Source organism: Halomonas lysinitropha, from assembly GCF_902500215.1.
Lineage (GTDB): Bacteria > Pseudomonadota > Gammaproteobacteria > Pseudomonadales > Halomonadaceae > Halomonas > Halomonas lysinitropha.
Window position 1 is genome coordinate 91775 of record NZ_CABVOU010000014.1, and the last position, 26372, is coordinate 118146.

Sequence of the window (26372 nt, forward strand, 5' to 3'; positions counted from 1 at the left end):
TGACAGCCGCTGTGATGACCAACAAAAGGAAGACCACCATGACCGCTCCCAACACTCGCCGACGTACCCGCGCCAGCGGTGGCCGCCGCAGCGCCCAGGGTGCCGCTCAGGCCGCGGCACTGCCCTACGCTACCCGCCGGATTCCCTACTTCGAGGTGCTCGACGAGGCGGGACTGGCGCTCATCGAGGAGAATGCCGATACCATCCTCGAGGAGGTGGGGATCGACTTTCGCGACGACGAGGAAGCGTTGCAGATCTGGCGCGACGCCGGTGCCGACGTGCAGGGCGAACGGGTACGCATGCCGCGCGGCCTCTGCCGCCAGCTGATCCAGGCCAGCGCTCCGCGACAGTTCACCCAGCAAGCGCGGAACCCCGAACGCAACGTTGAGATCGGCGGCCCGCACACCGTCTATGTGCCCGCCTACGGCTGCCCCTTCGTCTACGACATCGACCAGGGACGCCGCTACGGCACGCTCGAGGACTTTCAGAACTTCGTCAAGCTCGCCTATCAGTCGCCGAGCCTGCACCACTCAGGCGGCACTATCTGCGAGCCGGTCGACCTGCCGGTCAACAAGCGTCACTTCGACATGATCTACAGCCACATGAAGTATTCCGACAAGTGCTTCATGGGCTCGGTGACGCACCCCGACCGCGCTCATGACACGGTGGAGATGGCCAAGATCCTGTTCGGTGATCGCTGGATCGATCCCGACACCGGCAAGCCGCGCACCTGTGTGATCAGCCTGATCAATGCCAACTCGCCGATGACCTTCGACGACACCATGCTGGGAGCCGCCAAGGTCTATGCCAGGGCCAACCAGGCGTGCATTATCACCCCCTTCATCCTGGCCGGGGCCATGTCACCGGTGACCGTGGCCGGCACCGCCGCCCAGACCCTGGCCGAGGCCATGGCGGGCATGGCCTTCGTGCAGCTGGTGAATCCGGGTGCGCCGGTGGTGATGGGCAGCTTCGCCAGCTCCATGTCGATGCAGTCCGGCGCGCCCACCTTCGGCACGCCGGAGCCGGCGCTGGTGCTCTACGCCATGGCCAACCTGTCTCGCCGCCTCGGCGTACCCTTCCGCTCCGGCGGTTCATTCACCGCCTCCAAACTGCCTGACGCCCAGGCCGCCAGCGAGAGCGCCAATACCCTGCTGCCGACCACCCTGGGTGGCGTCAACTTCGCCTTGCACGCGGCGGGCTGGCTGGAGGGCGGGCTGGCGATGGGTTACGAGAAATTTGTCATGGATACCGACCAGACCGGCATGATGCAGACTCTGCTCAAGGGCGTCGACCTCTCGGAAAACGGCCAGGCCATGGATGCCATCCGCGAGGTCGGGCCCGGCAAGCACTTCCTGGGCTGCGCGCACACCCAGGCCAACTTCAAGGATGCCTTCTACCTCTCGCCGATCACCGACAACAACAGCTTCGAGCAGTGGGACGCCGACGGCCGGCTGGACATGGCCCAGCGTGCCAACGCGCGCTGGAAGAAGCTGCTCTCCGAGTACGAAGCCCCGCCCCTGGACCCGGCGATCGACGAGGCCCTGCTCGCCTACATGGCCGAGCGCAAGGCCGCCTTCCCCGATTCCAACGTCTGACCCTTCGGGCTCACGGGGCCCGCTACCCATGACGCCGGCCGAGCACCATGCTGCTGGCCGGCTGCCATGTCGGGGTCAAGAGGCTTTAGAGCCGATAGCGTGGCGCCGTCGCCGGGGGAAGCGGTCCGCTCACTATCGACCCAGTACCGGCAGAAGCTGAGTAGCGATAGCGTCGCGCACGGCCGGGAGTACCACGTCGCGCCGACGTGACAGGTCGTCGACCAGACCAGGCAGCCCGGCCAGCTCGCCAGCGGCGTAGGCCGCGGCGGCACGTTCGGCACACACCTCGGGACTCGCCCCCGACGCCACATCGAGGCCCAACGCCACCAGGCGATCACGGAAATCATCGCCATCGATCAGTTCGACGATCATCATGCGCGGTCCTCCTTCTTCATCAGTCGTCTTCCACCAATGCTGACGCCGCGCGCTGCAACCGGCAGGCGGCATACTTGAACTCGGGAATCTTGCCGTCGGGGTCGAGCGCCGGATTGGTCAGCAGGTTGGCCGCCGCCTCCACGTAGCAGAAAGGCACGAACACCATCCCCTCCGCCATCAGCGGATCGACCCGCGCCTTCAGGGTAATGTCCCCACGACGGGTGGTGATGGTGATCGGCTCGCCCGGCGTCAGGCGCAGGCGCACCAGCTCGGCCGGCGCGAGGCTCGCCACCGGTTCGGGCTCGAGGTCGTCGAGCACCCGACTGCGACGGGTCATGGAACCGGTATGCCAATGCTCCAGTTGGCGACCGGTAATCAGTACCGTGGGGAAGTCGCCATCGACGGGCTCGTCCGGCGGGAGTGGCCGGGTCGGGGTGAAGGTCGCGCGCCCGCTCGAGGTAGGGAAGGTGTCGCTGAACACCACATCCGCCCCGGGGGCATCCTCGGCGGGACAGGGATAGGTCACCGAGCTCTCGCGCTCCAGGCGCTCCCAGGTGATGTGATCGAGGGAGGCCATGACCTGCTTCATCTCGGCGAACACCTCACGCGGGTGCGTATAACCCCAGTCCAGGCCCAGGCGCGTGGCGATCTGCTGGATGATCCACCAGTCGGGCTTGGCTTCTCCGGGGAGCGGGACGGCGGCGCGACCCAGCTGTACCTGGCGGTTGGTGTTGGTGACGCTGCCATCCTTCTCCGGCCAGGCCGAAGCGGGCAGAATGACATCGGCGAACTGGGCGGTCTCGGTGACGAACAGGTCCTGCACCACCAGATGCTCCAGGCTCGCCAGGGCCGCCCGGGCATGGTCGAGGTCCGGGTCGGACATCGCCGGATTCTCGCCGAGGATATACATCCCCTTGATGGTCCCGGCCGCGATGGCATCCATGATCTCCACCACGGTAAGTCCCGGGGTCGCATCGAGAGGCGTGTTCCAGAGCTCCTCGAAGGCGGCGCGCACCTGGGCGTCGGTCACCGGCTGGTAGTCGGGCAGCACCATGGGGATCATGCCGGCATCCGAGGCGCCCTGAACGTTGTTCTGGCCGCGCAGCGGGTGCAGGCCGGTGCCGGGGCGACCGGTGTGGCCGCAGGCCAGGGCCAGCGAGATCAGGCAGCGGGCGTTGTCGGTACCGTGCACATGCTGGGAGATACCCATGCCCCAGAAGATCATCGCCTTGTCGGCGCTGGCGTAGAGGCGGGCAAGCTCGCGGATCTGTTCGGGCGCCACGCCACAGGCCGGCGACATCGCCTCGGGGGTCAGCTCGCGGACATGGGACTTGAGCGCCTCGAAACCCTCGGTGTGGGCATCGATATAGGCCTGATCAAAGAGCCCCTCGCTGACGATGACGTTGAGCATGGCGTTGTAGAGCGAGACGTCGCCGCCAGGGGTGAAGCGCACGCTGCGATGGGCGTAGGCGTCCAGCGCCTGGCCGCGGGGGTCGAGGATGATCAGCTTGGTGCCGTTGCGCGCCGCCTGCTTGAAGTAGGTCGCCGCCACCGGGTGGTTGATCGCCGGGTTGCAGCCGGTAAGGATCACCACATCGGCCTGCAGCGCCTGCATGAAGGAGGCCGTCACCGCCCCCGAGCCGATGCACTCCATCAGTGCCGCCACGGAGCTTGCGTGACACAGCCGGGTACAGTGGTCGACATGGTTGCTGCCGAAGCTGGTGCGCACCAGCTTCTGGAACAGCCAGGCTTCCTCGTTGGAGCACTTGGCGCTACCGAAGCCAGCCAGGCCGTCGGGGCCCTGGGCCGACTTGATGGCCTTCAGGCCGTCGGCGGCGAGGTCCAGCGCCTCGTCCCAGCTCGCCTCACGGAAATGGGTCAGCGGGTGGCGCGGGTCGAAGTCGGGATCGAGCCCCTTGGGCACGCCCGGCCGGCGGATCAGTGGCCGGCTGAGGCGCGCGGGATGGTAGGGGTAGTCGAAGCCGAAACGGCCCTTGACGCACAGGCGCCCCTGGTTCGAGGGGCCGTCGCGCCCCTCGACGAAGAGGATCTTCTCGTCCTTGATGTGGTAGGTGAGCTGGCAGCCCACGCCGCAGTAGGGACAGACCGAGTCGACGGTGCGATCGGCGGCGCGAGAATCGCCGCGACCGGCGGCGTCGACCAGGGTCGCCGGCATCAGCGCACCGGTGGGGCAGGCCTGGACGCACTCGCCGCAGGCCACGCAAGTGCTCTCCCCCATGGGGTCGTCGAAGTCGAAGACGATCTTCGAGGCGGCCCCTCGATGAGCCAGGCCGATGACGTCGTTGCCCTGCACCTCGCGGCAGGCGCGCACGCAGAGGTTGCACTCGATGCAGGCATCGAGGTTGACGTTCATGGCCGAATGGGTGGCGTCATGGCCCGCGGCATGGGGGAGCGAGGCCGAGCGTTCGGCGACATGGTGCACCGTGGGGGCGGCGCGCTCGTCCCGGGAGGGCAGGCGCTCGCGCACCGCGCTGGCATCGATGGCAAGCTGGTCGGCCATGGCCCAGAAGTGGCTCGAACGGTCGGGGCCGTCGTCGCGCTCGGGCTGGTCGGCGACCAGCAGTTCCATTACGCCCTTGCGCGCCACCCGGGCACGCTCGGAGCTGGCACTCCTGACCACCATGCCGGGCGCCGCCTCGCGCAGGCAGCTCGCCGCCAGCACGCGCTCGCCCTCGACCTCCACCATGCAGGCGCGACAGTTGCCGTCGCTGCGATAGCCCGGCGCGTCCTTGAAGCAGAGATGGGGGATGGTCTCGCCGGCGCGCCTGGCCACCTGCCACAGGGTCTCCCCCGGGGTGGCGCTCACGTCCACACCATCGAGGCTCAGGGTAAAGCCTTTGCTTACGCTCTGTTCGCTCATGCGCACCTCCCTTACCCCTTGACGATGACGTTCTGGGCGGCGAGTTCGCCGCGGAAATCCTTGAGCAGCCCCAGCACTGGGTTGGGCGCTGCCTGGCCCAGGCCGCAGATGGAGGCGTCCATCATCACCTGCGAGAGTCGCTCGAGCTCCTCGACCCGCCACTCGTCGCGTTCGAGCAGCGTGAGCATCTTCTCGGTGCCGACTCGGCACGGCGTGCACTGGCCGCAGGATTCGTCGGCGAAGAAGGCCAGCAGATTGGTCGCCACCGCCCTGAGGTCGTCCTGGTCGGAGACCACGATGATGGCCGCCGAGCCGATAAAGCAGCCCGCTTCCTGAAGGGTGTCGAAGTCCAGCGGCAGATCGGCCTTGCTGGCCGGGAGGATCCCCCCGGAGGCGCCGCCGGGCAGGTAGCCGGCCAGGCGATGCCCCTCGGCCATGCCCCCGCCGTACTCCTCGATCAGCTCGCTCAAGGTGATGCCGGCGGGGGCCAGATGGACGCCGGGGCGCCTGACCCGGCCAGAGAGCGAGAAGCTCCTCAGGCCCTGGCGGCCGTGGCGTCCGTGGCCGGCGAACCAGTCGGCGCCCTTCTGGTGGATGAGCGGGATCCAGTAGACGGTCTCGACGTTATTGACCAGGGTCGGCTGGCCGAAGAGCCCCTTCTGGGCGACGAAGGGCGGGCGATGGCGCGGCTTGCCCGGCTTGCCCTCCAGCGACTCGATCATCGCCGACTCCTCGCCACAGATGTAGGCACCGGCGCCCCGACGCAGCACGACGTACCCCGGCGGCGCGAGGCCTTCGGCCTCGAGCTCGGCGATCGCTTCATGAAGCACCCGGTGCAGCCCGGGGTACTCGTCACGCAGGTAGATATAGAGCGCCTCGGCCTCCACCGCCCAGGCGCTGACCAGAGCTCCCTCGAGGAAGCGGTGCGGAGAACGCTCCAGGTAGTAGCGATCCTTGAAGGTGCCGGGCTCGCCCTCGTCGGCGTTGATCGCGCAATAGCGCGGCCCCGACTCCTGGCGGACGAAGTGCCACTTCTTGAAGGTGGGAAAGCCCGCACCGCCAAGACCGCGCAGGTTGGAGCGCTCGAGCGTTTCCATCAGCGCCTCGACCGTGACGCGACCCGCTTGGCAGTCGGCGAGCAGCTCGAAGCCGCCCTCGGCGCGATAGTCCGCCAGGCGCTGCCAGACGATCGCCTCGGGATGGAAGTGGCCGGTATCCACCACCGCCTCTACCCCCTCGGCGGTGGCAAACAACACATGATGGTGCCCCACTTCCACCACCGGTGCCGTCTCGCAGCGACCCATGCAAGGCGCCCGTACTACCCGCACCGCCTGTGGGTCGACGCCCGCCTTGAGTTCAGCCTCGAGGGTGGCGGCGCCGGCCAACTGGCAGGAGAGCGAATCGCAGACCCGCACCGTCACCTCGGGTGGCGGCACCTGGTCGTCATGCACCACGTCGAAGTGGGCGTAGAAGGTCGCCGTCTCGTAGACCGCCGCCATGGGCAGATTCATGTAGGCGGCCAGCGCCCGCAGCGTCACCAACGGCAGATGACCGTGGGAATCCTGGATGGCGTGCAGGTGCTCGATCAGCAGGTCACGGCGCCGGAGCCCGGGGTCGCTGCGCTCGTCGCCGAGCAGCTGGCGCAGCGCGGCCAGGGCAACGGGAGGCAGGTCGCGGCCACGGGGCCTGCCGCGGAAGCGGCGCGGGGGAGTGACGGTCTCGACGGTCATGGCGGGCTCGTTGTTGTGCTTGTGAGGTAACGCGGTATCGACGGGTGCTGCCCCTCGCGGGCAACGACGGGCATCATCGGAATGGTGTCACTCGCCCGGCGTCAGGACAATGACCGGGCACAGGACCCGTGAGCGAATGGACATGAGGATGTCGCTCTCGGCATATCTCGCCGTCGGCTATCTCCTACATGGCAGCATAGGCCACCATCTCGACGAGCATCTCCTCGCGGGCGAACCCCGACACGATGATGGCGGCACGGTTGGGATAGGGGGCGCAGACGTATTCGGCATAGAGCCGATTGACCGTGGCCAGATCCTCGCGACGGGTGACGTAGATCAGCACCTGGGTGAGGTTCTGCATGTCACCCCCGGCACAGACCAGAGTGTGACGCAGGTTATCGAGAGTCTGACGTGTCTGGGCCTCGATACCCCCATCGACCACGGCGCCATCGGCGCCGATGGGAATCTGGGCGGTGAAGAGAATCCCGTTACCGATCACGGCCCACTCGAGCGGGGCCTTGGCGGCATATAGGTCGGTGGTGACGGGTTGGATCATGGAAGCAGTCTCGTGGAAAGGGATGGGTCAGTCATTGTCGGTGACGCCGGCACCGGCGCCGCCCCTGGAGGCCTCACTGGATTCCACCAGGATGCGATGGGCCAGTGTCTTGAGGCGCGCCCAGATGGCATCGTCCACCTCGATGCCTTCCTTGAGCGCCAGCTCTCGGCAGGCCAGCAGCTCCGACTCGGGGTGATGGGCCAAGAGGTCGAGGTCATGGTCGGCGTCCAGCGACGGAAGCAGCTCCACATGGTTGGCCATCACCAGGGTGATACCGTCGTTGGGCTCATTCTCCTCGGGCACGTCGCGTACCGAGTAGACACGCACCTCGGGGGTGGTATGGCCCGCGCGAAAGCCCACCACCTGCTCGGTGAGGGGCACCTGGGCATTGCGCCAGAAGGCGGTGATGTTCATGCCTCGCCCCGCCAGCCGCGAGAGGTAGCCCATGATCAGCTGGCGATTGTGGCAGCGACGGATCTTGACCACCGAGAGACCGCGGGCCCGGGCCTTGGCAAAGCCGAGCTCGGTGGCCAGGCTGATGCTGCGCAGCACGCTGTGGCCCTGGCCGTCGAGTACCGCCAGGTCACCGTCCTGGTAGATGACCCTTGTCAGCGCCTCGGGATCTTCGGCGAGCAGATAATCCAGGCCCCGGTTGAGCTGCTCAACGCCATGCAAGCCGTGACACTGCATCCAGGCGACCATGTCGGCCGCGTCGGCCGCATCGCCGTCCTCGAAACCGATCCCGCTGAACGCCTTGCGGCACAGGCCCTGAAGTTCGTTGTAGGACACCTTCATTCGACTATCTCTCCCGAACGCCCATGAAATGGCCTTGTAACCCCCTCCCGGGCGGGCTCGAGGGGAAAGCTCCAGTCGTCGAAATCGGCGAGATCCTCCGGCTCGGCGTTGAGCTCCTCGACCAGCGGCGCCCCCTGGAAGAGGGTGATCCGTACCCAGCGATCCGACTTGGGATCGAAACGGCTCGCCCCGAAGAAGGAAAGTTTGGTGCGCAGTAGGTGCATCGGCTTCATGTCGCGATGCCAGAGGTTGGCGTGGATATCGCCATAGGGCGCCTTGACCAGGGTCTGGATACGGCGCACGACTTCCTTATGGCGAGGATGCTCGAGCAGGAAGTCAACCACCGTGGCCCGTGGATGAGTCTCCAGAAAGACGCAGACGTGCTGATGGGTGCGCGCGACCCGCGGGCCGATGGCGATGGGCATCTCCTTCTCGGCACCGGCTTCTTCATGGCGAACCCCGAGCCGCGGCTCTTCCTTCTCGGCGGAGCGATACCAGAACCAGTAGGAACCCTCGCGGCTGTCGTAGTCATGCGCCAGGGCCCAGCCATAGTGGGTCTCGATCAGCTGGCGGAGCCTTATCAGGGGCATGTCAGGCTCGAGATCGAGGTTCTCCACCACCCCCATGCGATCTTCCAGGGCGTCGACCTGGTCCGGATAGAGCTCGATCAACAGCGTATTGATCAGCTCCTGGGCCTCCAGCGGCAGGGTCCGGGCACTCCACTCGACCAGCTGATGCCAGAGGTCGGGTTCCAGCGGCACACTGGAAAGCCAGGTCAGCACGTCGGGCAGCGCGGCCACGGTGGCGGCGTTGCGCTCGGACTGCTCGGCGTCCTCGGTGACCGTCTCTTCAAAGTGCCTCAGGGCGCGTCTGGTTAACGCCATGAGGCGAGCACGATCGGCCTCCTCGGGCATCTGGCGCAGTGCCAGCGTCAATGCCGTCTCTCGCTGGGCAATCCATTGAGCGATCAGCTGAGGATGATTGATCAGGAAGGGGGCCATGCCCAACCCCGTGGAGTTACCGATGCCCAGGTAACGTCGCAACTCGGTGGCCAGCCGACAGGCGGTGTCCGGTGAGCGGCAGGCCGCCAGATGCTCCACCTGCTCGATGGAGAAGTGGCGCAGCAGGTAGACCCCGGCCATCTGAGCCGAGAAGGGGCGCCGGAAGTCGGGGTTGTCAATCAGTCGGGCGAAGTCGGCGATGCCGAACTTGCCGTTCCCGTAGACCGCCGTGGTTCGATACAGGTAGCCGACCCGGGTCAGCCAGGCGGGATCGGGCTGATCGCCTCGCGACAGGGCCTCGACGAAGTGGGAGAAGTTACGCAGGCTCTTGTTGGCCCGCGACAGGACCAGCACCCTGGGGTGCTGGCGTCCGGCCTCCTGCAGCGGCACGTTGGCCGCCATCTGTTCCAGCAGGCTGTCGTCGACGTCGCCCTCCACCATGCCGAAGGTCACATCCCAGGCCTCGGCGATCACTCGGTCGGAGCGCTGCGCATCATCCAGCGGCTGGGCAAACATTACCCCGTGGTAGCGTCCATGGGGCGTCTGCAAGCGATAGATGGCCGTACCGTTGCCGTTGGCGTCCAGGTCGAAGCGAACTCGGCTGATCTGCCAGCGCTGGCGGGCCATCTGGCGCACCAGGCTGCGCACGAAGCTGAGTCGAGTGGCATGCAGACTGCCGAGCCGCTCGAGTCGCATCACCTCATCGGCAGGACGCAGACCCATAGGCGTCGCCGCCAGGCTTTCAACATCAGTCATTGACGATCACCTTGGGACGAGTGGTGAGACCCTGCTGACGCGCCATGGCATAGGCTGCCTGGGGTCCGGTCCACAGTGAGGGCAGCAGCACCAGCGAGACGGGAATCGCGGTGATCACGATGAATTGCTGAAGCACGCCGATCTGGCCGGACCCCATGTACAGCAGGATGGCGGCCATCAGCGACATGGACACGCCCCAGAAGACGCGAACACCGACATGGGGCCGATCATGCCCGGTGCACACCACGGCGATGGCGTAACTCATGGAGTCGCCGGTCGTCGCCACGAAGATGGTGGTCAGCAGCAGGATGGCCAGGGCCATGAAGGTGCCGCCCGGCAGGGCCTGAGCGACCGTCAGGGTGGCCACATCGAACTGGAAGTTGTTCAGCGCCTCGGTCAGGTCGAACACTTCGGTCAACTGATAATGAATCCCCGAGCCGCCCAGCAGGGTGAACCAGACGGTCGTGGCGATGGGCGCCATGACCGCCACGGCGAGAATCATCTGGCGGATGGTGCGCCCGCGAGAGATCCGCGCCACGAAGATGGCCATCAGCGGGCCGTAGCCGATGAACCAGGCAAAGAAGAATACCGTCCACCACTGCATCCACCAGGCCGGCGCGGTTTCCGAGGTCATGGTGGCCATGGCCAGGAAGGAGCTGATGTACTCGCCGAAGCCCTGGAGGTAGGCGTTGGTCAGGAAGAGAGTGGGGCCGAAGAGGAAGATCACAGCGGCGATACCCAGTGCCAGGAAGACATTCAGACGACTGAGCAACTGAATCCCCTTGTTGATGCCGGTGGCGGCCGAGGTGACATAAAGCGCCCCCAGTACCACCAGGATCACCAGCTGGGTGCCGTACCCCTCGGCCGTCCCGACCAGCTCATGCAGCCCGAAACTGACCTGGGTGGCCAGGAAGCCGATCGGCCCGACGGTGCCCGCCACGACAGCGATCACGCAGCAGGCATCGACCACCCCGCCGAGCCAGCCGCCCATCACACGCTCGCCGAAGACCGGATAGAGCAGCGTCCGAGGTTGCAGCGGCAAGCCCTTGTCATAGTGGGAATGGGCCAGTACCACGGCAGTCAACGAGCCGAGTACCGCCCAGGCCAGGAAGCCCCAGTGCATGAATGACTGCGCCAGGGCACCGGCCACCGCTTCCACGGACCCCGCCTCGGTGTCAAAGGCGGGCGGCGTGACCACGAAATGATAGACCGGCTCGCCGGCGGCGAAGAAGACGCCACCCCCGGCCAGCAGGGTACACATGATGATCGATAGCCACTTGAAGGTACTCAGCTCGGGCGTGTCGAGCCCCCCGACCCTGGCGCTGGCGGCCGGCGAGATGGCGAGCCCCATGGCGATGAAGAAGGTCAACAGCAGCAGCAGCTGGAAGTAGGAGCCGAGCATGGCGGCCGTCCAGGCGAAACCGTTGCCGATGGCAGCGGCCACGCCGTCGACGTCGATGATCGACCAAACGACGAACAACACGACGAAACCCACGCTGAGCCCCAGGACAACGGGGTCACCGAAGCGGTTCGAGTGCCGGGAGGTGGGTCTTTCCGATGATGGGTGATCAGGCGTACTCATGATGTTTTCCTTGTTATGGGATGTACCGTCGGTCAGGGGAAGTCAGGCCGTGGCAGGGATAGCGGCACGCTCGAGCAATGCCACCCAGTTGCGGCCCATGATGCGTTCGACCTCGGACTCGTCGAAGCCACGCTCGCGCAGCCCGTCGATTAGGTTGGGAAAGTCCCGGCTGTCGCGCAGCCAGGGCAGAGGGCGGGGCCAACCGGCATTGCTGGCACTGCCCTCGCCGTAGTCCATTTCCTTGGACCAGCGTCCGTTTCTCATCCATTCGAGCACCGAGGCGGGCTGGTCCTGGCAGAGATCGGTGCCCAGGCCCACATGGTCGATCCCCATGAGGTCGACGGTCCGCGCGATCATCTCGCAGTAGGCCTCGAGGGTGCAGTCCGGGCCATCCTTGAGGTGGAACGGATAGGCCGAAAAGCCCAGCAGGCCGTCACACTCGGCGATCGCCGCGAGCACGCGGTTCGATTTGTTGCGCTTGGCCGGGTGGAAGAACTCGGGGTTGGCATGGGAGATGATCACCGGCCGCTCGGAGAGCTCGATCGCCTCCAGCGTGGAGCGCTCGGCGCTGTGGGACATGTCGATCACCATGCCGACGCGGTTCATCTCGCGGATCACCTGGCGTCCGAAGCGCGTGATGCCGCTATCCTCGCTTTCGTAACAGCCGCAAGCCAGCAGGCTCTGATTGTTGTAGGTCAGCTGCATGATCATCAGGCCCAGGCGACGCATCACCGCCACCATGTCGATGTCATCCTCGATGGGTGAGCAGTTCTGGGCCCCCAGGAAGATGCCGACCTTGCCGGCGGCTCGGGCACGCTCGATGTCCCCCGGTTCGCGCACCGGCATGATCAGGTCGTGATGCTGCTCGAAACGGCGGTTCCATTCGCCGAGCCTGGAGAGGGTCTCGCGGGTGGTCTCGTGATAGACCAGGGTGGCATGCACGGCATCCACGCCGCCCTCATGCATCTGCTGGAAGATCTCCCGAGACCAGTTGGAATACTGCAGGCCATCGACGGTCAGCATTGGCTTGGACATGGAGCGCTCCTCGGTCCCTGACTCAGTTGGCTTTGACATAGCAGGTCTTGACCACGGTGTAGAACTCGCGGGCATAGCGGCCCTGCTCGCGAGGACCGAAGCTCGAGTCCTTGCGGCCGCCGAACGGCACGTGGTAATCGGTGCCGGCGGTCGCCAGGTTGACCATCACGCAGCCGGTCTCGGCACGCGCCTTGAACTCGCTGGCGAGCTTCAGGGAGTCGGTGATGATGCCGGCGGTCAGGCCGAAGTGGGTATCGTTGAGTGTCTCGATGGCCTCCTCGGCATCCGCGACCTTGATCACGCAGGCGATCGGGCCGAACACCTCCTCGCGATTGATCGCCATGTCGTTGCTGGTCTCGGTGAACAGCGTCGGCGCCATGTAATAGCCCTGGGTGTCACGCTCGAGGCGCTCGCCACCGAAGGCTAGCCTGGCGCCCTGCTCCTGGGCCCGCTCGATCCAGGCCAGGTTGGATTCCAGTTGGCGTGAATCCGCGACCGGGCCGACCTGCACGCCCTCCGCCAGGGCATGGCCCACCGTCGCCCGATCCAGCCGAGCGATGAGCCTCTCGACGAAAGCGTCGTGGACCGCCGCGGTGACGATCAGTCGCGAGGACGCCGTGCATTTCTGGCCGGTGCCGGAATAGGCGCCGGCGAAGGCCGCCTCCACCGCCAGATCGAGGTCGGCATCGTCGGCGACGATCAGTGCATTCTTGGACCCCATCTCCAGCTGGCATTTCACCAGGTTCCCCGCGGTGGCCCCCGCCACGCGCCGTCCCACTTCCAGCGAGCCGGTGAAGCTCAAGGCATCGATGTCGGGGCTCGAGATCAGCGCATCGCCGACGCTGCCACCGGGGCCCATCAGCAGGTTGAAGGTGCCGGGAGGCAGCGCCTGGCGGCTGATGATCTCGGTCAACGCCCAGGCGCTGGCCGGGACCAGATTGGCCGGCTTGAAGATCACCGCGTTGCCGAACGCCAGCGCCGGCGCGATCTTCCACACCGCCGTGGCCATGGGAAAGTTCCAGGGGCTGATCACGCCCACCACGCCGACCGGCTCGCGGCGCGTCTCGACCTCGACACCGGGACGCACGGAGTCCACCCGGTCGTCGATCTGGCGCAACACCTCGGCGGCGTAATAATGGAAGAACTGCGCAGAGCGATAGACTTCCCCCACGCCTTCGGCCAGGGGCTTGCCCTCTTCGCGGGAGAGCAGGCGACCCAGTTCGCCCTTGCGTGCCACGAGCTCATCCCCGATGGCCATCAGCAGCGCATAGCGCTTCTCCAGACCGGACTTCGCCCACTCACGCTGGCCTTGCCTGGCCGCGGCGATGGCCTCGCCGACCTGGGCGACACTGGCCTGGGCATAGTGGCCAATCAGATCGTCGACGTCCGAGGGGTTGTGGTTGGCGATGGTCGACTCGCCCTCGAGCCACTGACCGGCGATGAAAAGCGGATAGGAATAGGACATGGGATACCTCCTGAATGGCGTTGACGCCATCCTAGGAGAGTGACCAAGATAAGAATAATCAATAAATTCGATAAAATGATCAGGAAGACTTACCATGACGCCCGAACTGAAGCTTCAGCCGCTGCGTTGCCTGCTGGCGATTCTCGACCAGGGCGGCTTTCATGCTGCCGCCAAGCATCTGCATCGTAGCCAGCCGGCGATCTCCATGGCGGTCCGTGACCTGGAGGAGCGCCTCGGCCAGCCCCTGTTCGAGAAGGGCAATGGCAAGGCGCTGCTGACACCCTTCGGTCAATGGTGTGCCCCTCGCTTTCGCGAACTGGTCGCCCACCACGATCGTGTGAGCCGCGATGCCCAGGCCATGGCCAGCCATCGGGCCGGCCGGGTTGATATCGCGGCGGTGCCCTCGGTGGCCAGTCGGCTGATGCCCGGCATCCTGGCAAGCTTCGTGAACGAGTACCCGGGTATCGAGATCAGCCTGCAGGATGGCCACTCCGAACTGGTAGCTCAGATGGTGGTGACGGGAGAGGTGGAACTGGGGATCACCAGCCTCTGGCAACCCCAGGAGGCGCTTGAGTCGACTCCGTTGCTGCATGATGAGATCGGCGTGGTGTGCCGGGAGGATCACCCTCTCGCCGCCCATCAGAGCCTGCACTGGCGTGAGCTGACCGGGCATGCCCTGATCCGCAACGGCACCTCAAGGTTGCTCGAGGGCTCTCCCGCTGAGGGGCTTCTCGAGCAAAGTGCTCTTTATATTTCCAATATGATCTCGCTGACCGCGATGCTGGAGGCGGGCATCGGCATTACCACCCTGCCACGCCTGGCATTTCAGGAAGAGCATGACCGGCTGCGCTTCGTGCCGCTATCGAAACCCCGTCTGGAGCGCCGGATCGGGCTGGTCTCCCGGGCCAACGTCAGTCTGTCGCCGGCGGCAGCGGCCATGCAACGGCACGTGATGGCCTACCTGGAAGACCGCAAGACATGAGGAACGGCAATGGGGTGGGCCCGCTTCCGCGAGGACCCACCCGGAACCGGCTATGCCAGTGTGCTCAGACAGCGACGCTGCCGTGGGGATCCATGACAAATTTCTTGGCCGCACCGCCGTCGAAGTCGGCGTATCCCTGAGGCGCCTGGTCCAGCGTGATCATCTGGACGTTGACCGCATCGGCAATATTCACCTTGCCGAAGAGAATCGCCTGCATCAGCGGACGGTGGTACTGCATCACCGGGCACTGCCCGGTATGGAAGCTGTGTGACTTGGCCCAACCGAGGCCGAAGCGCATGCTCAGGGCCCCCTGCCTGGCGGCATCATCGGCCGCGCCGGGGTCTTCGGTCACGTAGAGGCCGGGGATGCCGATCTGGCCACCGGCCCGGGTCAGTGACATGGCGGAGTTCAGCACGGTGGCGGGCGCCTCCTTGCCGTGGTTACACCCGCAGGCATGAGCCTCGAAGCCGACACAGTCGACGAAGGCATCGACTTCACGCTCGCCGAGGATCGCTTCTATCCTGTCGGCCATGTCGCCTTCCTGGGTCAGGTCGAGGGTCTCGCAGCCGAAGCTCCGGGCCTGAGCCAGGCGCTCTTCGATCATGTCGCCCACGATCACGCAGGCGGCCCCCAGCAGCTGGGCGGAGACCGCCGCCGCCAGGCCCACCGGGCCGGCACCCGCAATGTAGACGGTGCTGCCCGGTCCGACGCCCGCGGTCACGCAGCCGTGGAATCCGGTGGGGAAGATGTCGGAGAGCAGGGTCAGGTCGCGGATCTTCTCCATGGCCTGATCGGCATCCGGGAACTTCAGCAGATTGAAATCCGCGTAGGGCACCATGACGTACTCGGTCTGGCCACCGACCCACCCGCCCATGTCCACATAGCCGTAAGCCGCTCCCGGCCGCGACGGATTGACGTTGAGGCAGATGCCAGTCCGGCCTTCCTTGCAGTTACGGCAGCGGCCGCAGGCAATATTGAACGGCACCGACACCAGATCACCCGGCTTGATGAATTCGACATCGCGGCCACACTCGACCACCAGGCCGGTGATCTCGTGACCCAGCACCAGGCCGGGCTGCGCGGTCGTGCGCCCGCGCACCATGTGCTGATCGCTGCCGCAGATGTTGGTGGTGACGACCTTCAGGATCACGCCGTGTTCACACTTGCGATTGCCGAGGGCGAGTTCCGGATAGGCGATGGACTCGACGGCGACTTCACCCGGGCCCTTGTAGACGACTCCGCGGTTGGCGGCACTCATGGCTGGCTCCTCTCTATTGTTGTCACGCACGGCGTGGTGATGACGGCTGATTCCGCTGCACCAGCCTAAGTCCTTCGGAGCAACCCACTTGCCCCACAGAGGCACCCGCATGCCAGTTAGAGACATCGCCAGTTCGTGGGCCGTCGGACCCCGCGGGGCTCGACCTTGCGAGAGCGAACAGGCATGGTTGTGCTTATGTCTAGTCATGACCCCTGAGGTCAAGGAGAAACCACCGATGTCAAACCGTCTCGCAAGACGCCTGTGCATGACCACCCTGCTGTCGCTGCTGGCCCTGGGCTCCCATGCTGTCGCCCAGCAGACATCACCGGGAGCCGATGTCCGCACCGAACAGTTCCGGGACTGGGAGGTGGTCTGCCCGCCCGAGGAAAACCAGGGCGCCTGCACCATGAGTCAGCTGGTCACCAACCCGGACAGCAACGATCCCCTGATGCGGGTGATCGTGGGCTACCCCCCCGAGCTCGAGGGACGCCCGGCGATGACCTTCCTGCTGCCGCTGGGCGTGCGTCTCGCACCGGGCCTGCAGCTGAGCGTGGGCGGCGGCGAGCCCGCTCAGTTCCCCTACCAGGTCTGCCTGGAACAGAGCTGCCGCGCCGACCTGCCGCTCGAACCCTCGCTGCTGGAACCACTGCGCAGCGGCACCAGCGCGACCCTCAGCCTGATCGGGCCACGGGGCAACCGAATGGATCTGGATATCTCTCTGATGGGCTTCACCGACGCCAGCTCGCGCATCGCGCCTTGACGTTTCAGCCTGCCCTGTAACGACGACAGCCCCGGCACCTGGCCGGGGCTGACATGGCTTGGCGGGCTGCTGCATCAGCGGGGCAGGACGCCCTCCTCACGCAGCAGCTTGAAGATCGCTTCCGCGGCCTGCTCGCTGCTGACGCCCTCCAGCACCTGTCCACTGCCTCCCTCTGCCTTGGCGGCGGCCGCCTTGAAACGATCCCTTGCCGAGGCCGACTTGACGATCTTCAGGCGCTTGGGCCGTTTCCGGGCCGGCACCATCGGCCATTCGGCCAGCTCAAGATCGAGTTCGGCGGCCACCGGGGTGGCCTCGAGCTCGGCCCGGCGGGCCGGGCCGAACGCACTCTGGCGTGCCGCCGGAGCCGCCGCGTCGACGCTGACGATGGCGGGCAGGCGCACCTTCAGGCGCCGGCGCTGGCCACGGGGCAGGGCCTGGAGCAGCGTCGCCACACCGTTCTCTACCTTCTCCACCGCTGCTAGACCGTTGACCAGGGGCCAGCCAAGATGCTCGGCCAGGGCATAGGGCAGCAGCCCGGACCCTTCGCCCCGTTCCGCTCTGGCGCCGGTGATCACCAGCTGCGGCGGTGCCGCGGCCAAGTGCTCGGCCAGGGCCGGAATGGCATCAGCCCCCTCTGCCTGTTCCAGCAGCGTCAGGCTGTCCAGCCCCGTGCCCGCGGTCATGCCTAAGTAACCGCGCAGGGCCGATTCGCTCTCCTCGCGGTGCGGGCCGGCGTGCAGCAAGCCGATCCGTGAGCCGGGCAGCCGGGCCTCCAGACCCAGGGCCAGCTCCAGGCCTCGGGCATCCTGGTCGGCACGGCGGGCACGCCCGGTGATGGGGTGACGCCCCACCGAGACCAGTACGACTACCTCGACTCCCTGCTCCTCAGGCCGCATCGCGCTGCCCTCCTCGCTGCTGTTCCACCTTGGCGACCAGGGCGGAGAGAATCTCGCCGGCGTCGCCGATCACCGCCAGGTCGGCACGCTTGATCATGTCGCACCCGGGATCCATGTTGATGGCCACCACCTTGTCGCAGCTCTGGATGCCCTGCAGGTGCTGAATGGCCCCCGAGATACCCGCCGCCAGATACACCCTGGCGGTGACCCAGGTGCCGGTAGCGCCCACCTGACGATCGCGGGCCATGAAGCCATCGTCCACCGCCACACGCGAGGCGCCTTCCGTCGCCCCGAGCACCTTGGCGGCATGATGGAAGGCGTCCCAGTCCTTGACGCCATTGCCCCCCGACAGGATGAACTCTGCCTCGGCCAGCGCCACGCCGGCGGGGTCCACCGCCACCTGCCCCAGATCCTCGATGCGCGACAGGGCGCGAGGAACCGCGGCCATCAGACTCAGCGGCTCGGCGGCGTGACGGGTCTCGTCCACCGGCTCGGCGCACTCGGAGAGGGCGAGGGCGACGCGCGGCAGGGGACGCTGGATATCCAGGCTCTCCGCGGCACCACGGGCCGTGCAGCGCCAGCCCAGCGCCGCCTCGCCATCGCCCTCGACCTGCCAGACCCCGGTGGCGGGGCGCTCACCCAGGCGCAACGCCAGACGCCGCCCCAGGTCGGCACCGCCCAGGGGCGAGTCGGGGAGCAGCCAGTGGCGTGGCGCCAGCTCCCTCTCCACGGCCATCAGTGCCGCCAGGCGTGCCTCGGGAGCGAAGCCGGCATAGGCCTCATCGCCGAAATGCAGCACCCGATCGATTCCCGCCTCCCCAAAGGAATCTTCCTTATGTTCGCCGAATACCACGGCCAGTACGGCACCGGGATGGTCGGGGTCGGCATCGGCCAGACGCCGGGCCAGTCCCAGCAGGTCCTTGTCATGACTGGAGAGGCGCCCGCCAGAGAGTTCCGGCACCACCGCCACCAGGAAGGCCGGGGCCTCGATGGTCACGATGCGACGCCTATCCAGGGCTGCCTGGTGGGCCGCACCCGAGACTCTGCCGCCCTGCTGGGCGCCACTGCGGTCGATGCGCTTGACGCCATTGGGTCCCATGAAGCCGATGGCGTGGGGGTTCTTGCGCATGACCCCCTGGGGACCCAGCCATTCGCTGGTGGCCCCACCGCCCTGCTCGGCAAGTGCTCTGGCATGCTCGGGATGCAGGCGGTTGCGAGCGACCCACTCGCGGCGTGGATCACGGCGGCGAATCTCATCCATCAGCTCACCTCCTCTAACTGGGGTTGGCGGGATAGAGAGGCGGCCTGGGCAGCAGGACGCACCACAAGGGCATCGGCCACCAGCTCGGCGATATCGCGCACCTCGGCAGTGGCGTCGACGACGCCCTCCAGCATGGCGGTGCACTGGGGACAGCCCACCGCCACCAGCGCGGCGCCGCTCTCCTTGACGTCGTCCATGCGCATATCGGGAATGCGCCGCTCACCGGGAATGTCGGTGATCGGCGCGCCACCGCCGCCGCCGCAGCAGCGCGAACGGAAGCCGGAGCGTTGCATCTCGTTGAGCTCGATGCCCAGCGCCTCGAGGACCCGGCGCGGCGCTTCGTACTCGCCGTTGTAGCGGCCCAGGTAGCAGGGGTCGTGATAGGTCACGCTGCCGCCCTTCCAGGGTGAGAACGCCAGCCGACCCGCGTCGTGGAGCTCGGCGATATAGGTACTGTGGTGGCGAACGTCGTAGACGCCGCCTAGCTCACCGTACTCGTTGCCCAGCACATGGAAGCTGTGCGGGTCGCAGGTCACGATCTGCTGGAAGCGATACTTGTCCAGGGTCGCGATATTGCGCTTGGCCAGGGACTGGAAGGTCGCCTCGTCGCCCAGACGCCTGGCCACGTCGCCGCTGTCGCGTTCCTCGTGGCCAAGTACCGCGAAATCTACCTCTGCCGCGCGCAGCACCTTGACCAGCGCACGCAGCGTGCGCTGGTTGCGCATGTCGAAGGCGCCATCGCCTAGCCACAGCAGGACGTCGACCTGTTGCAGGTCGGACATCAACGGCAGGTTGAGGTCGGCGGCCCAGTTCATGCGAGAACCGGGGGCAAAACCGCCGGGATTGTCGGTGGCGATCAGGTTATCGAGCACCTCGGGGGCCTTGTTGGGCGTCTCGCCGCGCTCCAGGGTCAGGAAACGTCGCATGTCGACGATGGCGTCCACGTGCTCGATCATCATCGGGCACTCCTCCACGCAGGCGCGGCAGGTGGTGCAGGACCAGAGAGTGTCGGCATCCACCAGCGCCTTGCCGCCGCGGCCCACGATCGGGCCATGGGGAGAGCCGTGATGTTCGCCGACCGGCTTGCCGGGATAAGGAGAGCCCGCATAGGCGGCGTCGCTGCCTCCGGCGAGGCCCACCACCATGTCCTGGATCAGCTTCTTGGGGTTGAGCGGCTGGCCAGCGGCGAAGGCCGGACACACCGCCTCGCAGCGACCACACTGCACGCAGGCGTCGAAGCCCAGCAGCTGGTTCCAGGTGAAATCGGCAGGCTTCTCGACGCCCAGCGGCGCCGCCTCATTCTCCAGGTCCAGCGCCTTGAGGCCGGTGGAACGATTGCCCTCACCGAAGCGCTCGGCGCGGCGGTGAAAGGCCAAATGCAGAGCGCCGGCAAAGGCATGCTTCATGGGGCCGCCCCAGGTCATGCCGACCACCATTTCGGCCAGGCCCCAGGCCACCACCGCGGCCAACAGCAGTGCCAGCAGCCAGTGGCCCGCGTCAGACGGCAGCAGGCCGACCGTCGGCAGGGTGATAAGAAAGACACCCAGGGAGAAAGCCATCAAGCTCTTCGGCAGGCGCATCCAGGGGCCCCTGGAGAGCCGGGCAGGTGGATGGCGACGACGCCGAGCCACGAAGAGGCTGCCCACGAACATGCAGGCGCTGGCTGCCAGCAGCAGCCAGCCCAGAATTCCCTGCGCCAGGTCCAGGCCATGCACCAGGATCATCAACACGGCGGCGGCCACGAAGCCGCCGGCAGTGGCCACGTGGGTGTTGGAGATGACCTTGTCGCGCCCCACCACATGGTGCAGATCCACCAGATAGCGACGCGGCAAGGCGGCCAGCCCCTTGAAGAGCGGCACGACAGAAGGACGCCCTTGACGCCACAGGCGGATACGCCGCCAGGCGCCGATCACCGCCAGGCCCAGGGCAGCGAAGATCAAAATCGGTAGCAAGGTCTCGAGCATCTCGGCTTCCTCGATGAGGAGCCGTAAGCCTTAAGCGGTAAGTTACTCGCACACTTACAGCTTCCGGCTTACAGCTGGGTTTAAAAGTCCTTGCAGATCCGCAGGGCGTCGTAGATCGCCGCATGGGTATTGCGCGGCGCCGTGCAGTCGCCCAGGCGGAACAGCAGGAAGCCGTCACCCTCCTCGCTCAGGCAGGGTTGGGGCTGGATGGCGTAGAGCGCCTCCAGATCCACCTGGCCCCTGTTGCGGGACTGCGACTTGAGGGCGTAGTAGAGGGCCTCGTCGGGACGCACGCCGTTCTCGACCACCACCTGATCGACCACCCGCTCCTCCAGGGCGCCGGTGTACTCGTTCTCGAGCACCGCCACCAGGCTGCCCCCTTCCCGATAGACCTTATGCAGCGCGAGGTCGGAGGTCATGATCACCTCCTTCTCGTAGAGGCTACGGTAGTAGGTGGGGAAGGTCGTACCGCCCACGGCTGCCCCTGGCTTGATGTCGTCGGTGACGATCTCCACCTTGGCGCCCTTGTCGGCCAGATAGTCCGCCGCCGAGACGCCGGAGAATTCGCAGATGGCATCGAAGATCAGCACATTCTTGCCCGGTGCCACCCTGCCCGAGAGCACGTCCCAGGTGCTGACCACCAGGCTCTCCGCGGCATCGTCCGAATACCCCCACGCCGGGACCTGGCTCAGGAAGGGCTGGCCGCCGGTGGCGAGCACCACGATATCCGGGCGCAGGTCGAGCAGGGTCGCCTCGTCCGCACGGGTGCCCAGGCGCAGATCCACATTCAACCGTGCCAGTTCCAGCTGGTACCAGCGGGTGATACCGGCGATCTGGTCGCGCTGCGGGGCCTGGGCGGCGATGGTGATCTGGCCGCCCAGCGCCTCCGCGGCCTCGAACAGGGTGACGTCATGGCCACGCTCGGCAGCAACGCGAGCCGCCTCCATGCCGCCGGGGCCACCGCCGACCACCACCACCTTGCGCTTGAGGCCTTCGCTCTTCTCGATGATATGGGGCAGGCCCATGTACTCCCGAGAGGTGGCGGCGTTCTGGATGCACAGCACGTCCAGGCCCTGGTACTGGCGGTCGATGCAGTAGTTGGCGCCGACGCACTGCTTGATCTGATCGACCTGGCCCATCTTGATCTTGGCGATCAGGTGGGGGTCGGCAATCTGCGCCCGGGTCATGCCGACCAGGTCCACGTAGCCGCCCTCGAGGATACGCTGGGCCTGGTTGGGATCTTTGATGTTCTGAGCGTGGATCACCGGCACGCTGACCATTTCCTTGATGCCCGCCGCCAGATGCAGGAAGGGCTCCGGCGGGTAGGACATGTTGGGGATGACGTTGGCCAGCGTGTTGTGGGTATCGCAGCCGGAGCCGACCACACCGAAGAAGTCCACCTGACCGGTGGCATCGTAGTAGGCGGCGATCTGCTTCATGTCATCGTGAGAAAGGCCGTCCGGGTGGAATTCGTCGCCACAGATGCGCATGCCGACCGCGAAGTCGTCACCCACTTCGGCACGCACCGCCTTGAGCACTTCCATGCCGAAACGCATGCGGTTCTCGAAGCTTCCGCCCCACTGATCCTCGCGCTTGTTGACCCGCGGACTCCAGAACTGGTCGATCAGGTGCTGATGCACGGCGGAGAGTTCGACACCGTCGAGGCCCCCCTCCTTGGCCCGACGCGCGGCCTGGGCAAAGTCACCGATGATGCGCCAGATCTCCTCCTCTTCGATGGTCTTGCAGGTGGAGCGGTGCACAGGCTCGCGGATGCCCGAGGGCGACAGCAAGGTCGTCCAGTCGAAGCCATCCCACCGTGAACGGCGCCCCATGTGGGTAATCTGGATCATGATCTTGCCGCCGTGCTTGTGGACGGCATCCGCCAGGTTCTGGAAGTGCGGGATGATGCGGTCGGTGGCGAGATTGACCGAGCTCCACCAGCCCTGTGGGCTGTCGATGGAAACCACCGAGGACCCCCCACAGATACAGAGGCCACAGCCGCCTTTGGCCTTCTCCTCGTAGTACCTGACGTAGCGCTCAGTGGTCATGCCCCCGTCGGTGGCATGCACCTCGGCGTGGGCGGTGCTGACGACCCGATTACGGATGGTGAGCTTGCCGATCTCGATCGGCTGGAAGATCGCATCGAATGCCATGGTGATGACTCCTCAGCCCCGGGGGGTGTCGAGCGGACGGGTGACGAAGCGACCCACGTCGCAGCCTTCCTCGGCGGCGCTCTGGGTCTGCTCGGCGACGGTGCGCAGCGTGCTTCCCCGCGCAGCGAGAATCTGATCCATGGCACCGGCGAACCAGCCGGTGAACATGTACTCGAGCTTCCGCCCGACCTTGCCCAGCTGATAGACGAAGGCGCTATGTTCGAGGCGCACCTGGCAGGTGCCGGCCTCCAGATCGATGGCTTCAACGATGAAGTGCCCCCAGCCGCGCTGGGAGAGACGCCGCATGTAATGTTCGAAGACATCCACGCCCTCGAGCCCATGCAGTTCGGCCTCCTTCTCACACCAGTGCCAGGCGCTCTTGTAGCCGGCGTGGTAGAGGATCTCGGCGTACTTCTCGGCACCCAGCGCGTCCTCCACGGCCAGATGGTTGTTGATAAAGAAGTGCCGGGGTACGTAGAGCATGGGCAGGGCGTCGGTGGTCCAGACGCCGGTCTCGGCGTCCACCTCGATGGGCAGTTCAGGGGCCATCTGTGTCACGGTCGTGTTCCTCGAAATCTTGCTGATTGTTATGGAGTTGCGAAGCCATCGCCTTTGCCGGCATCGCTCGAGGCTGATCCGGCGGCAGGCCCCGGGGTGCTGGACCATCGAGGAGGCGCTGTGAATACTTCCCTGTACGCTACCGATTCCTTCCATGGAATCGGACCTCCTCTTCGGCCTGCCCCCGGCGCCCCTCGCTAAGGAGGTATCGTCAGGCGCCCCAGACGTCTTTCAGTACGCGCACCCAGTTTTCGCCCATGATCTTGCGCACCTGCGGCTCGCTGAAGCCGCGGCGCAGCAGCGCCTCGGTGAGGTTGGGGAACTCGCCGATGGTGCGGATGCCCTCGGGATTGATGATCTTGCCGAAGCGGGTCAGGCGGCGGGCGTAGCCCTTGTCATGGGTGAGCCACTCGAAGAAGTCCTGGTCATGGCCCTGGGTAAAGTCGGTACCGATGCCGATGGCATCCTCGCCGACAATGTTCATCACGTATTCGATGGCCTCGACATAGTCATCCACGGTGGCGTCGATGCCGGCGCGCAGGAAGGGGGTGAACATGGTCACGCCAACAAAGCCGCCGCGATCGGCAATGAACTTGAGTTCGGCATCGGACTTGTTGCGCGGATGTTCCTTGAGCCCGGACGGCAGGCAGTGGGAATAGCAGACCGGCTTCTCGGAGGCCTCAATGACTTCCCTCGAGGTGGTCTCGCCGACATGGGAGAGGTCACACATGATGCCGACGCGATTCATCTCGGCAACGATTTCGCGACCGAAACCGGAAAGTCCACCATCGCGCTCGTAGCAGCCGGTACCCACCAGATTCTGGGTGTTGTAGCACATCTGCACGATGCCTACGCCAAGCTGCTTGAAGACCTCCACGTAGCCAATCTGGTCCTCGAAGGCGTGGGCGTTCTGGAAGCCATAGAGGATACCGGTCTTGCCTTCTTCCTTGGCTCGAGTGATGTCGGCAGTCGTGCGCACGGGGCGGACGAGGTCGCTGCACTCGGCCATCAACGCGTTGGATCTGACAATGTTGTCGACCGTGGCCTGGAATCCTTCCCAGACGGACACCGTGCAATTGGCCGCCGTCAGGCCGCCACGCCGCATGTCCTCGAACAGTTCACGGTTCCATTTGGCGATGATCAGGCCATCGATGACGATGGCGTCGTCGTGCAGCTCTCTTGGGGTCATGTGTGCCGCTCCGGGGGTGTATTCGACTTGACGGCAGCATAGCGCCAGCCCCCGGGGGCTCGGCGCCTGGAAACGACGACGAGAATTCCAAAAACGTCATGACTGTCGCGGGCACGACGCACAGCGAAACCATGCCGCCCCGTGACGGGGCGGCATGGTGAGGGGTGGTGCAGAAGAAGCGAGGAAGGTAGCGGTCAGGAGCGCAGCAGTACGCTGGCGTAGGTCGGCTCGCCACGCGCCTGATCGAGAGCCTTGACTGCCGTGGAGACCGGCTCGGCCGGATAAACCTCGAAAGACAGCAGTTCCAGGTTGGCGCCCACCTGGTCGCATGGCGCCGGTATAGGCAACCTGACGGGACTCGCGCCCAGCCGTTCGTCTCGAGGGGGCTGGCCGAAGAACTCCCGGTAGCATTTCGAGAAGTGCGGCGTGGAGACGAAGCCGCAGGCAGATGCCACCTCGATGATCGATATCGAGGTCTGCTTGAGCAGCTGTCGCGCGCGGGTCAAGCGCAGCTTGAGGTAGTAACGCGACGGCGAGCAGAGCAGGTACTTCTGGAAAAGCCGCTCCAGCTGGCGACGCGACACGCCGACATAGGCCGCCAGTTCCTCGAGCCCGATGGGCTCCTCGAGGTTGGACTCCATCAACGCCACGATTTCCAGCAGCTTGGGCTGGGTCGTACCGAGAATATGCTTGAGTGGGACGCGCTGCTGGTCCTGCTCCCCGCGAACTCGATCACAGATGAACATCTCGGAGATGCCCGCCGCGAGTTCGCGGCCATGATCCCGCCCGATCAGCGTGAGCATCATGTCCAGGGGGGCCGTTCCGCCCGAGGCAGTGGCCCTTTCGCGGTCGATGGAGAACAGCCGGGTCGTCAGCAGCGCGCGGGGAAAAGACTCCCGCATGGCGGCCAGGCATTCCCAGTGGACGCTGGTCTCGTAGCCGTCCAGCAGCCCCGCCTTGGCCAGCGCCCAGCTACCGGTACAGATCCCCCCCAGCCGACGGGAAAGGCGCGCCTGACCCTGAAGCCAGGTGACATGCTCGCGCTGCACTGCGCGCGCCGGTCCCACCCCGCCACAGACCACCACCATGTCCAGCGCCAGCGGCACCGTGATCGCCGCATCCGGCGTGACCTTGAGGCCGTCGCTGGCGGAGATCGGTTCGCCATCGAGGCTCAGTGTGAACCAGCGATAAAGCTCCCGACCCGCCAGCTGGTTGGCCATGCGCAAGGGTTCGATGGCCGAGGCCAGGGAAAAGAGGGTGAAGTTTTCCAACAGCAGGAAGCCGATGGCCTGGGTGGCGGCCGGCTTCTTGGGCGCCTGGGGAGGGAACGTCATGGGGGACTCCTGTACGGGGTCGTACACAGGTTGTTGTTGTGTCCGTATCCGGACGCCCGCCGGGGTCTGGCTGTCGCTATCAGGCAAGTCCACTCCTGAAGATACCGCAAGGCGTCGTGATCTGGCATGTCACAATTGCCTATCCGCCGGGGATTCGCCAGTCGATAGCGACAATGATGTCGCGTTCAGGGAGGTTGGAAGTCGCTCCCAGACATGGCCATACCCGGTACGGATTCGACGTCAGGC

Annotated in this window: 20 protein-coding genes; 3 read left to right on the forward strand and 17 right to left on the reverse strand. The window is 66.0% G+C overall.

The features are described from left to right. The first annotated feature begins 38 nt into the window (after window positions 1-38). Window positions 39-1595, forward strand: a complete 1557-nt coding sequence (locus HALO32_RS00515; RefSeq protein ID WP_151441824.1) for a trimethylamine methyltransferase family protein — start codon at window positions 39-41, stop codon at window positions 1593-1595. Window positions 1596-1727: 132 nt separating this feature from the next. Here the strand turns inward: HALO32_RS00515 and HALO32_RS00520 are convergent, their stop codons facing one another. The 9 genes from HALO32_RS00520 to HALO32_RS00560 form a co-directional block, all read right to left on the reverse strand. Then, window positions 1728-1970 carry a hypothetical protein gene (locus HALO32_RS00520; RefSeq protein WP_151441825.1) on the reverse strand — a complete coding sequence of 81 codons (243 nt, stop codon included), beginning with the start codon at window positions 1968-1970 and terminating at the stop codon, window positions 1728-1730. Window positions 1971-1989: 19 nt separating this feature from the next. Further along, window positions 1990-4851: a formate dehydrogenase subunit alpha gene (gene fdhF / locus HALO32_RS00525; RefSeq protein WP_151441826.1), complete on the reverse strand. Its 2862-nt coding sequence runs from the start codon at window positions 4849-4851 to the stop codon at window positions 1990-1992. An 11-nt stretch (window positions 4852-4862) separates the two neighbouring features. Continuing rightward, complete coding sequence (locus HALO32_RS00530; protein WP_151441827.1) at window positions 4863-6581, reverse strand: NADH-ubiquinone oxidoreductase-F iron-sulfur binding region domain-containing protein; 1719 nt, start codon at window positions 6579-6581, stop codon at window positions 4863-4865. Between the two features lie 184 nt (window positions 6582-6765). Continuing rightward, on the reverse strand, window positions 6766-7137 hold the full coding sequence (locus HALO32_RS00535) for a RidA family protein (protein ID WP_151441828.1): 372 nt from the start codon (window positions 7135-7137) through the stop codon (window positions 6766-6768). 27 nt (window positions 7138-7164) lie between these two features. After that, a complete protein-coding gene (locus HALO32_RS00540) occupies window positions 7165-7932 on the reverse strand; it encodes an Ldh family oxidoreductase (RefSeq protein WP_151441829.1) in 768 nt (255 codons plus the stop codon). Beyond that, window positions 7929-9689 carry a hypothetical protein gene (locus tag HALO32_RS00545; protein ID WP_151441830.1) on the reverse strand — a complete coding sequence of 587 codons (1761 nt, stop codon included), beginning with the start codon at window positions 9687-9689 and terminating at the stop codon, window positions 7929-7931. The genes HALO32_RS00540 and HALO32_RS00545 overlap by 4 nt, the downstream gene beginning before the upstream one ends. Then, window positions 9682-11271, reverse strand: coding sequence for a BCCT family transporter (locus HALO32_RS00550; protein ID WP_151441831.1), 1590 nt, complete (start codon window positions 11269-11271; stop codon window positions 9682-9684). The genes HALO32_RS00545 and HALO32_RS00550 overlap by 8 nt, the downstream gene beginning before the upstream one ends. 42 nt (window positions 11272-11313) lie before the next feature. Further along, the gene (locus HALO32_RS00555; RefSeq protein ID WP_192576404.1) at window positions 11314-12306 is read right to left on the reverse strand and encodes a dipeptidase; all 993 of its coding nucleotides are present in this window, start codon (window positions 12304-12306) and stop codon (window positions 11314-11316) included. Between the two features lie 22 nt (window positions 12307-12328). Further along, a complete protein-coding gene (locus HALO32_RS00560) occupies window positions 12329-13771 on the reverse strand; it encodes an aldehyde dehydrogenase family protein (RefSeq protein ID WP_151441832.1) in 1443 nt (480 codons plus the stop codon). A 94-nt stretch (window positions 13772-13865) separates the two neighbouring features. Here HALO32_RS00560 and HALO32_RS00565 point away from each other — a divergent pair, with 94 nt between their 5' ends. Continuing rightward, the gene (locus HALO32_RS00565) at window positions 13866-14753 is read left to right on the forward strand and encodes a LysR family transcriptional regulator (RefSeq protein WP_151441833.1); all 888 of its coding nucleotides are present in this window, start codon (window positions 13866-13868) and stop codon (window positions 14751-14753) included. 64 nt (window positions 14754-14817) lie between these two features. On the opposite strand, the gene fdhA is transcribed toward HALO32_RS00565, so the two are convergent. Continuing rightward, window positions 14818-16011: a formaldehyde dehydrogenase, glutathione-independent gene (gene fdhA, locus HALO32_RS00570; RefSeq protein ID WP_151441834.1), complete on the reverse strand. Its 1194-nt coding sequence runs from the start codon at window positions 16009-16011 to the stop codon at window positions 14818-14820. A gap of 235 nt (window positions 16012-16246) precedes the next feature. Here fdhA and HALO32_RS00575 point away from each other — a divergent pair, with 235 nt between their 5' ends. Then, window positions 16247-16771 (forward strand): invasion associated locus B family protein, encoded by a 525-nt coding sequence (locus HALO32_RS00575; protein WP_151441835.1) that lies wholly within the window; start codon window positions 16247-16249, stop codon window positions 16769-16771. Between the two features lie 74 nt (window positions 16772-16845). On the opposite strand, the gene etfB is transcribed toward HALO32_RS00575, so the two are convergent. From etfB to gbdR, 7 genes are all read right to left on the reverse strand, one after another. After that, a complete protein-coding gene (gene etfB / locus HALO32_RS00580) occupies window positions 16846-17667 on the reverse strand; it encodes an electron transfer flavoprotein subunit beta (RefSeq protein ID WP_151441836.1) in 822 nt (273 codons plus the stop codon). Next, window positions 17657-18928 (reverse strand): electron transfer flavoprotein subunit alpha, encoded by a 1272-nt coding sequence (etfA, locus tag HALO32_RS00585; protein ID WP_151441837.1) that lies wholly within the window; start codon window positions 18926-18928, stop codon window positions 17657-17659. Before etfA ends, etfB begins: the two co-directional genes overlap by 11 nt. Then, window positions 18928-20892, reverse strand: coding sequence for a (Fe-S)-binding protein (locus tag HALO32_RS00590; RefSeq protein WP_151441838.1), 1965 nt, complete (start codon window positions 20890-20892; stop codon window positions 18928-18930). The genes etfA and HALO32_RS00590 overlap by 1 nt, the downstream gene beginning before the upstream one ends. A gap of 80 nt (window positions 20893-20972) precedes the next feature. Next, window positions 20973-23045, reverse strand: a complete 2073-nt coding sequence (gene dgcA / locus HALO32_RS00595; RefSeq protein ID WP_151441839.1) for a dimethylglycine demethylation protein DgcA — start codon at window positions 23043-23045, stop codon at window positions 20973-20975. A 12-nt stretch (window positions 23046-23057) separates the two neighbouring features. Then, window positions 23058-23603 (reverse strand): DUF5943 domain-containing protein, encoded by a 546-nt coding sequence (locus tag HALO32_RS00600; protein ID WP_151441840.1) that lies wholly within the window; start codon window positions 23601-23603, stop codon window positions 23058-23060. A gap of 211 nt (window positions 23604-23814) precedes the next feature. Then, a complete protein-coding gene (locus HALO32_RS00605; RefSeq protein WP_151441841.1) occupies window positions 23815-24792 on the reverse strand; it encodes a dipeptidase in 978 nt (325 codons plus the stop codon). A gap of 194 nt (window positions 24793-24986) precedes the next feature. After that, entirely contained in the window at window positions 24987-26126 is a 1140-nt protein-coding gene (gene gbdR, locus HALO32_RS00610; protein ID WP_151441842.1) for a choline metabolism transcriptional regulator GbdR, read from the reverse strand. Window positions 26127-26372 lie beyond the last annotated feature (246 nt).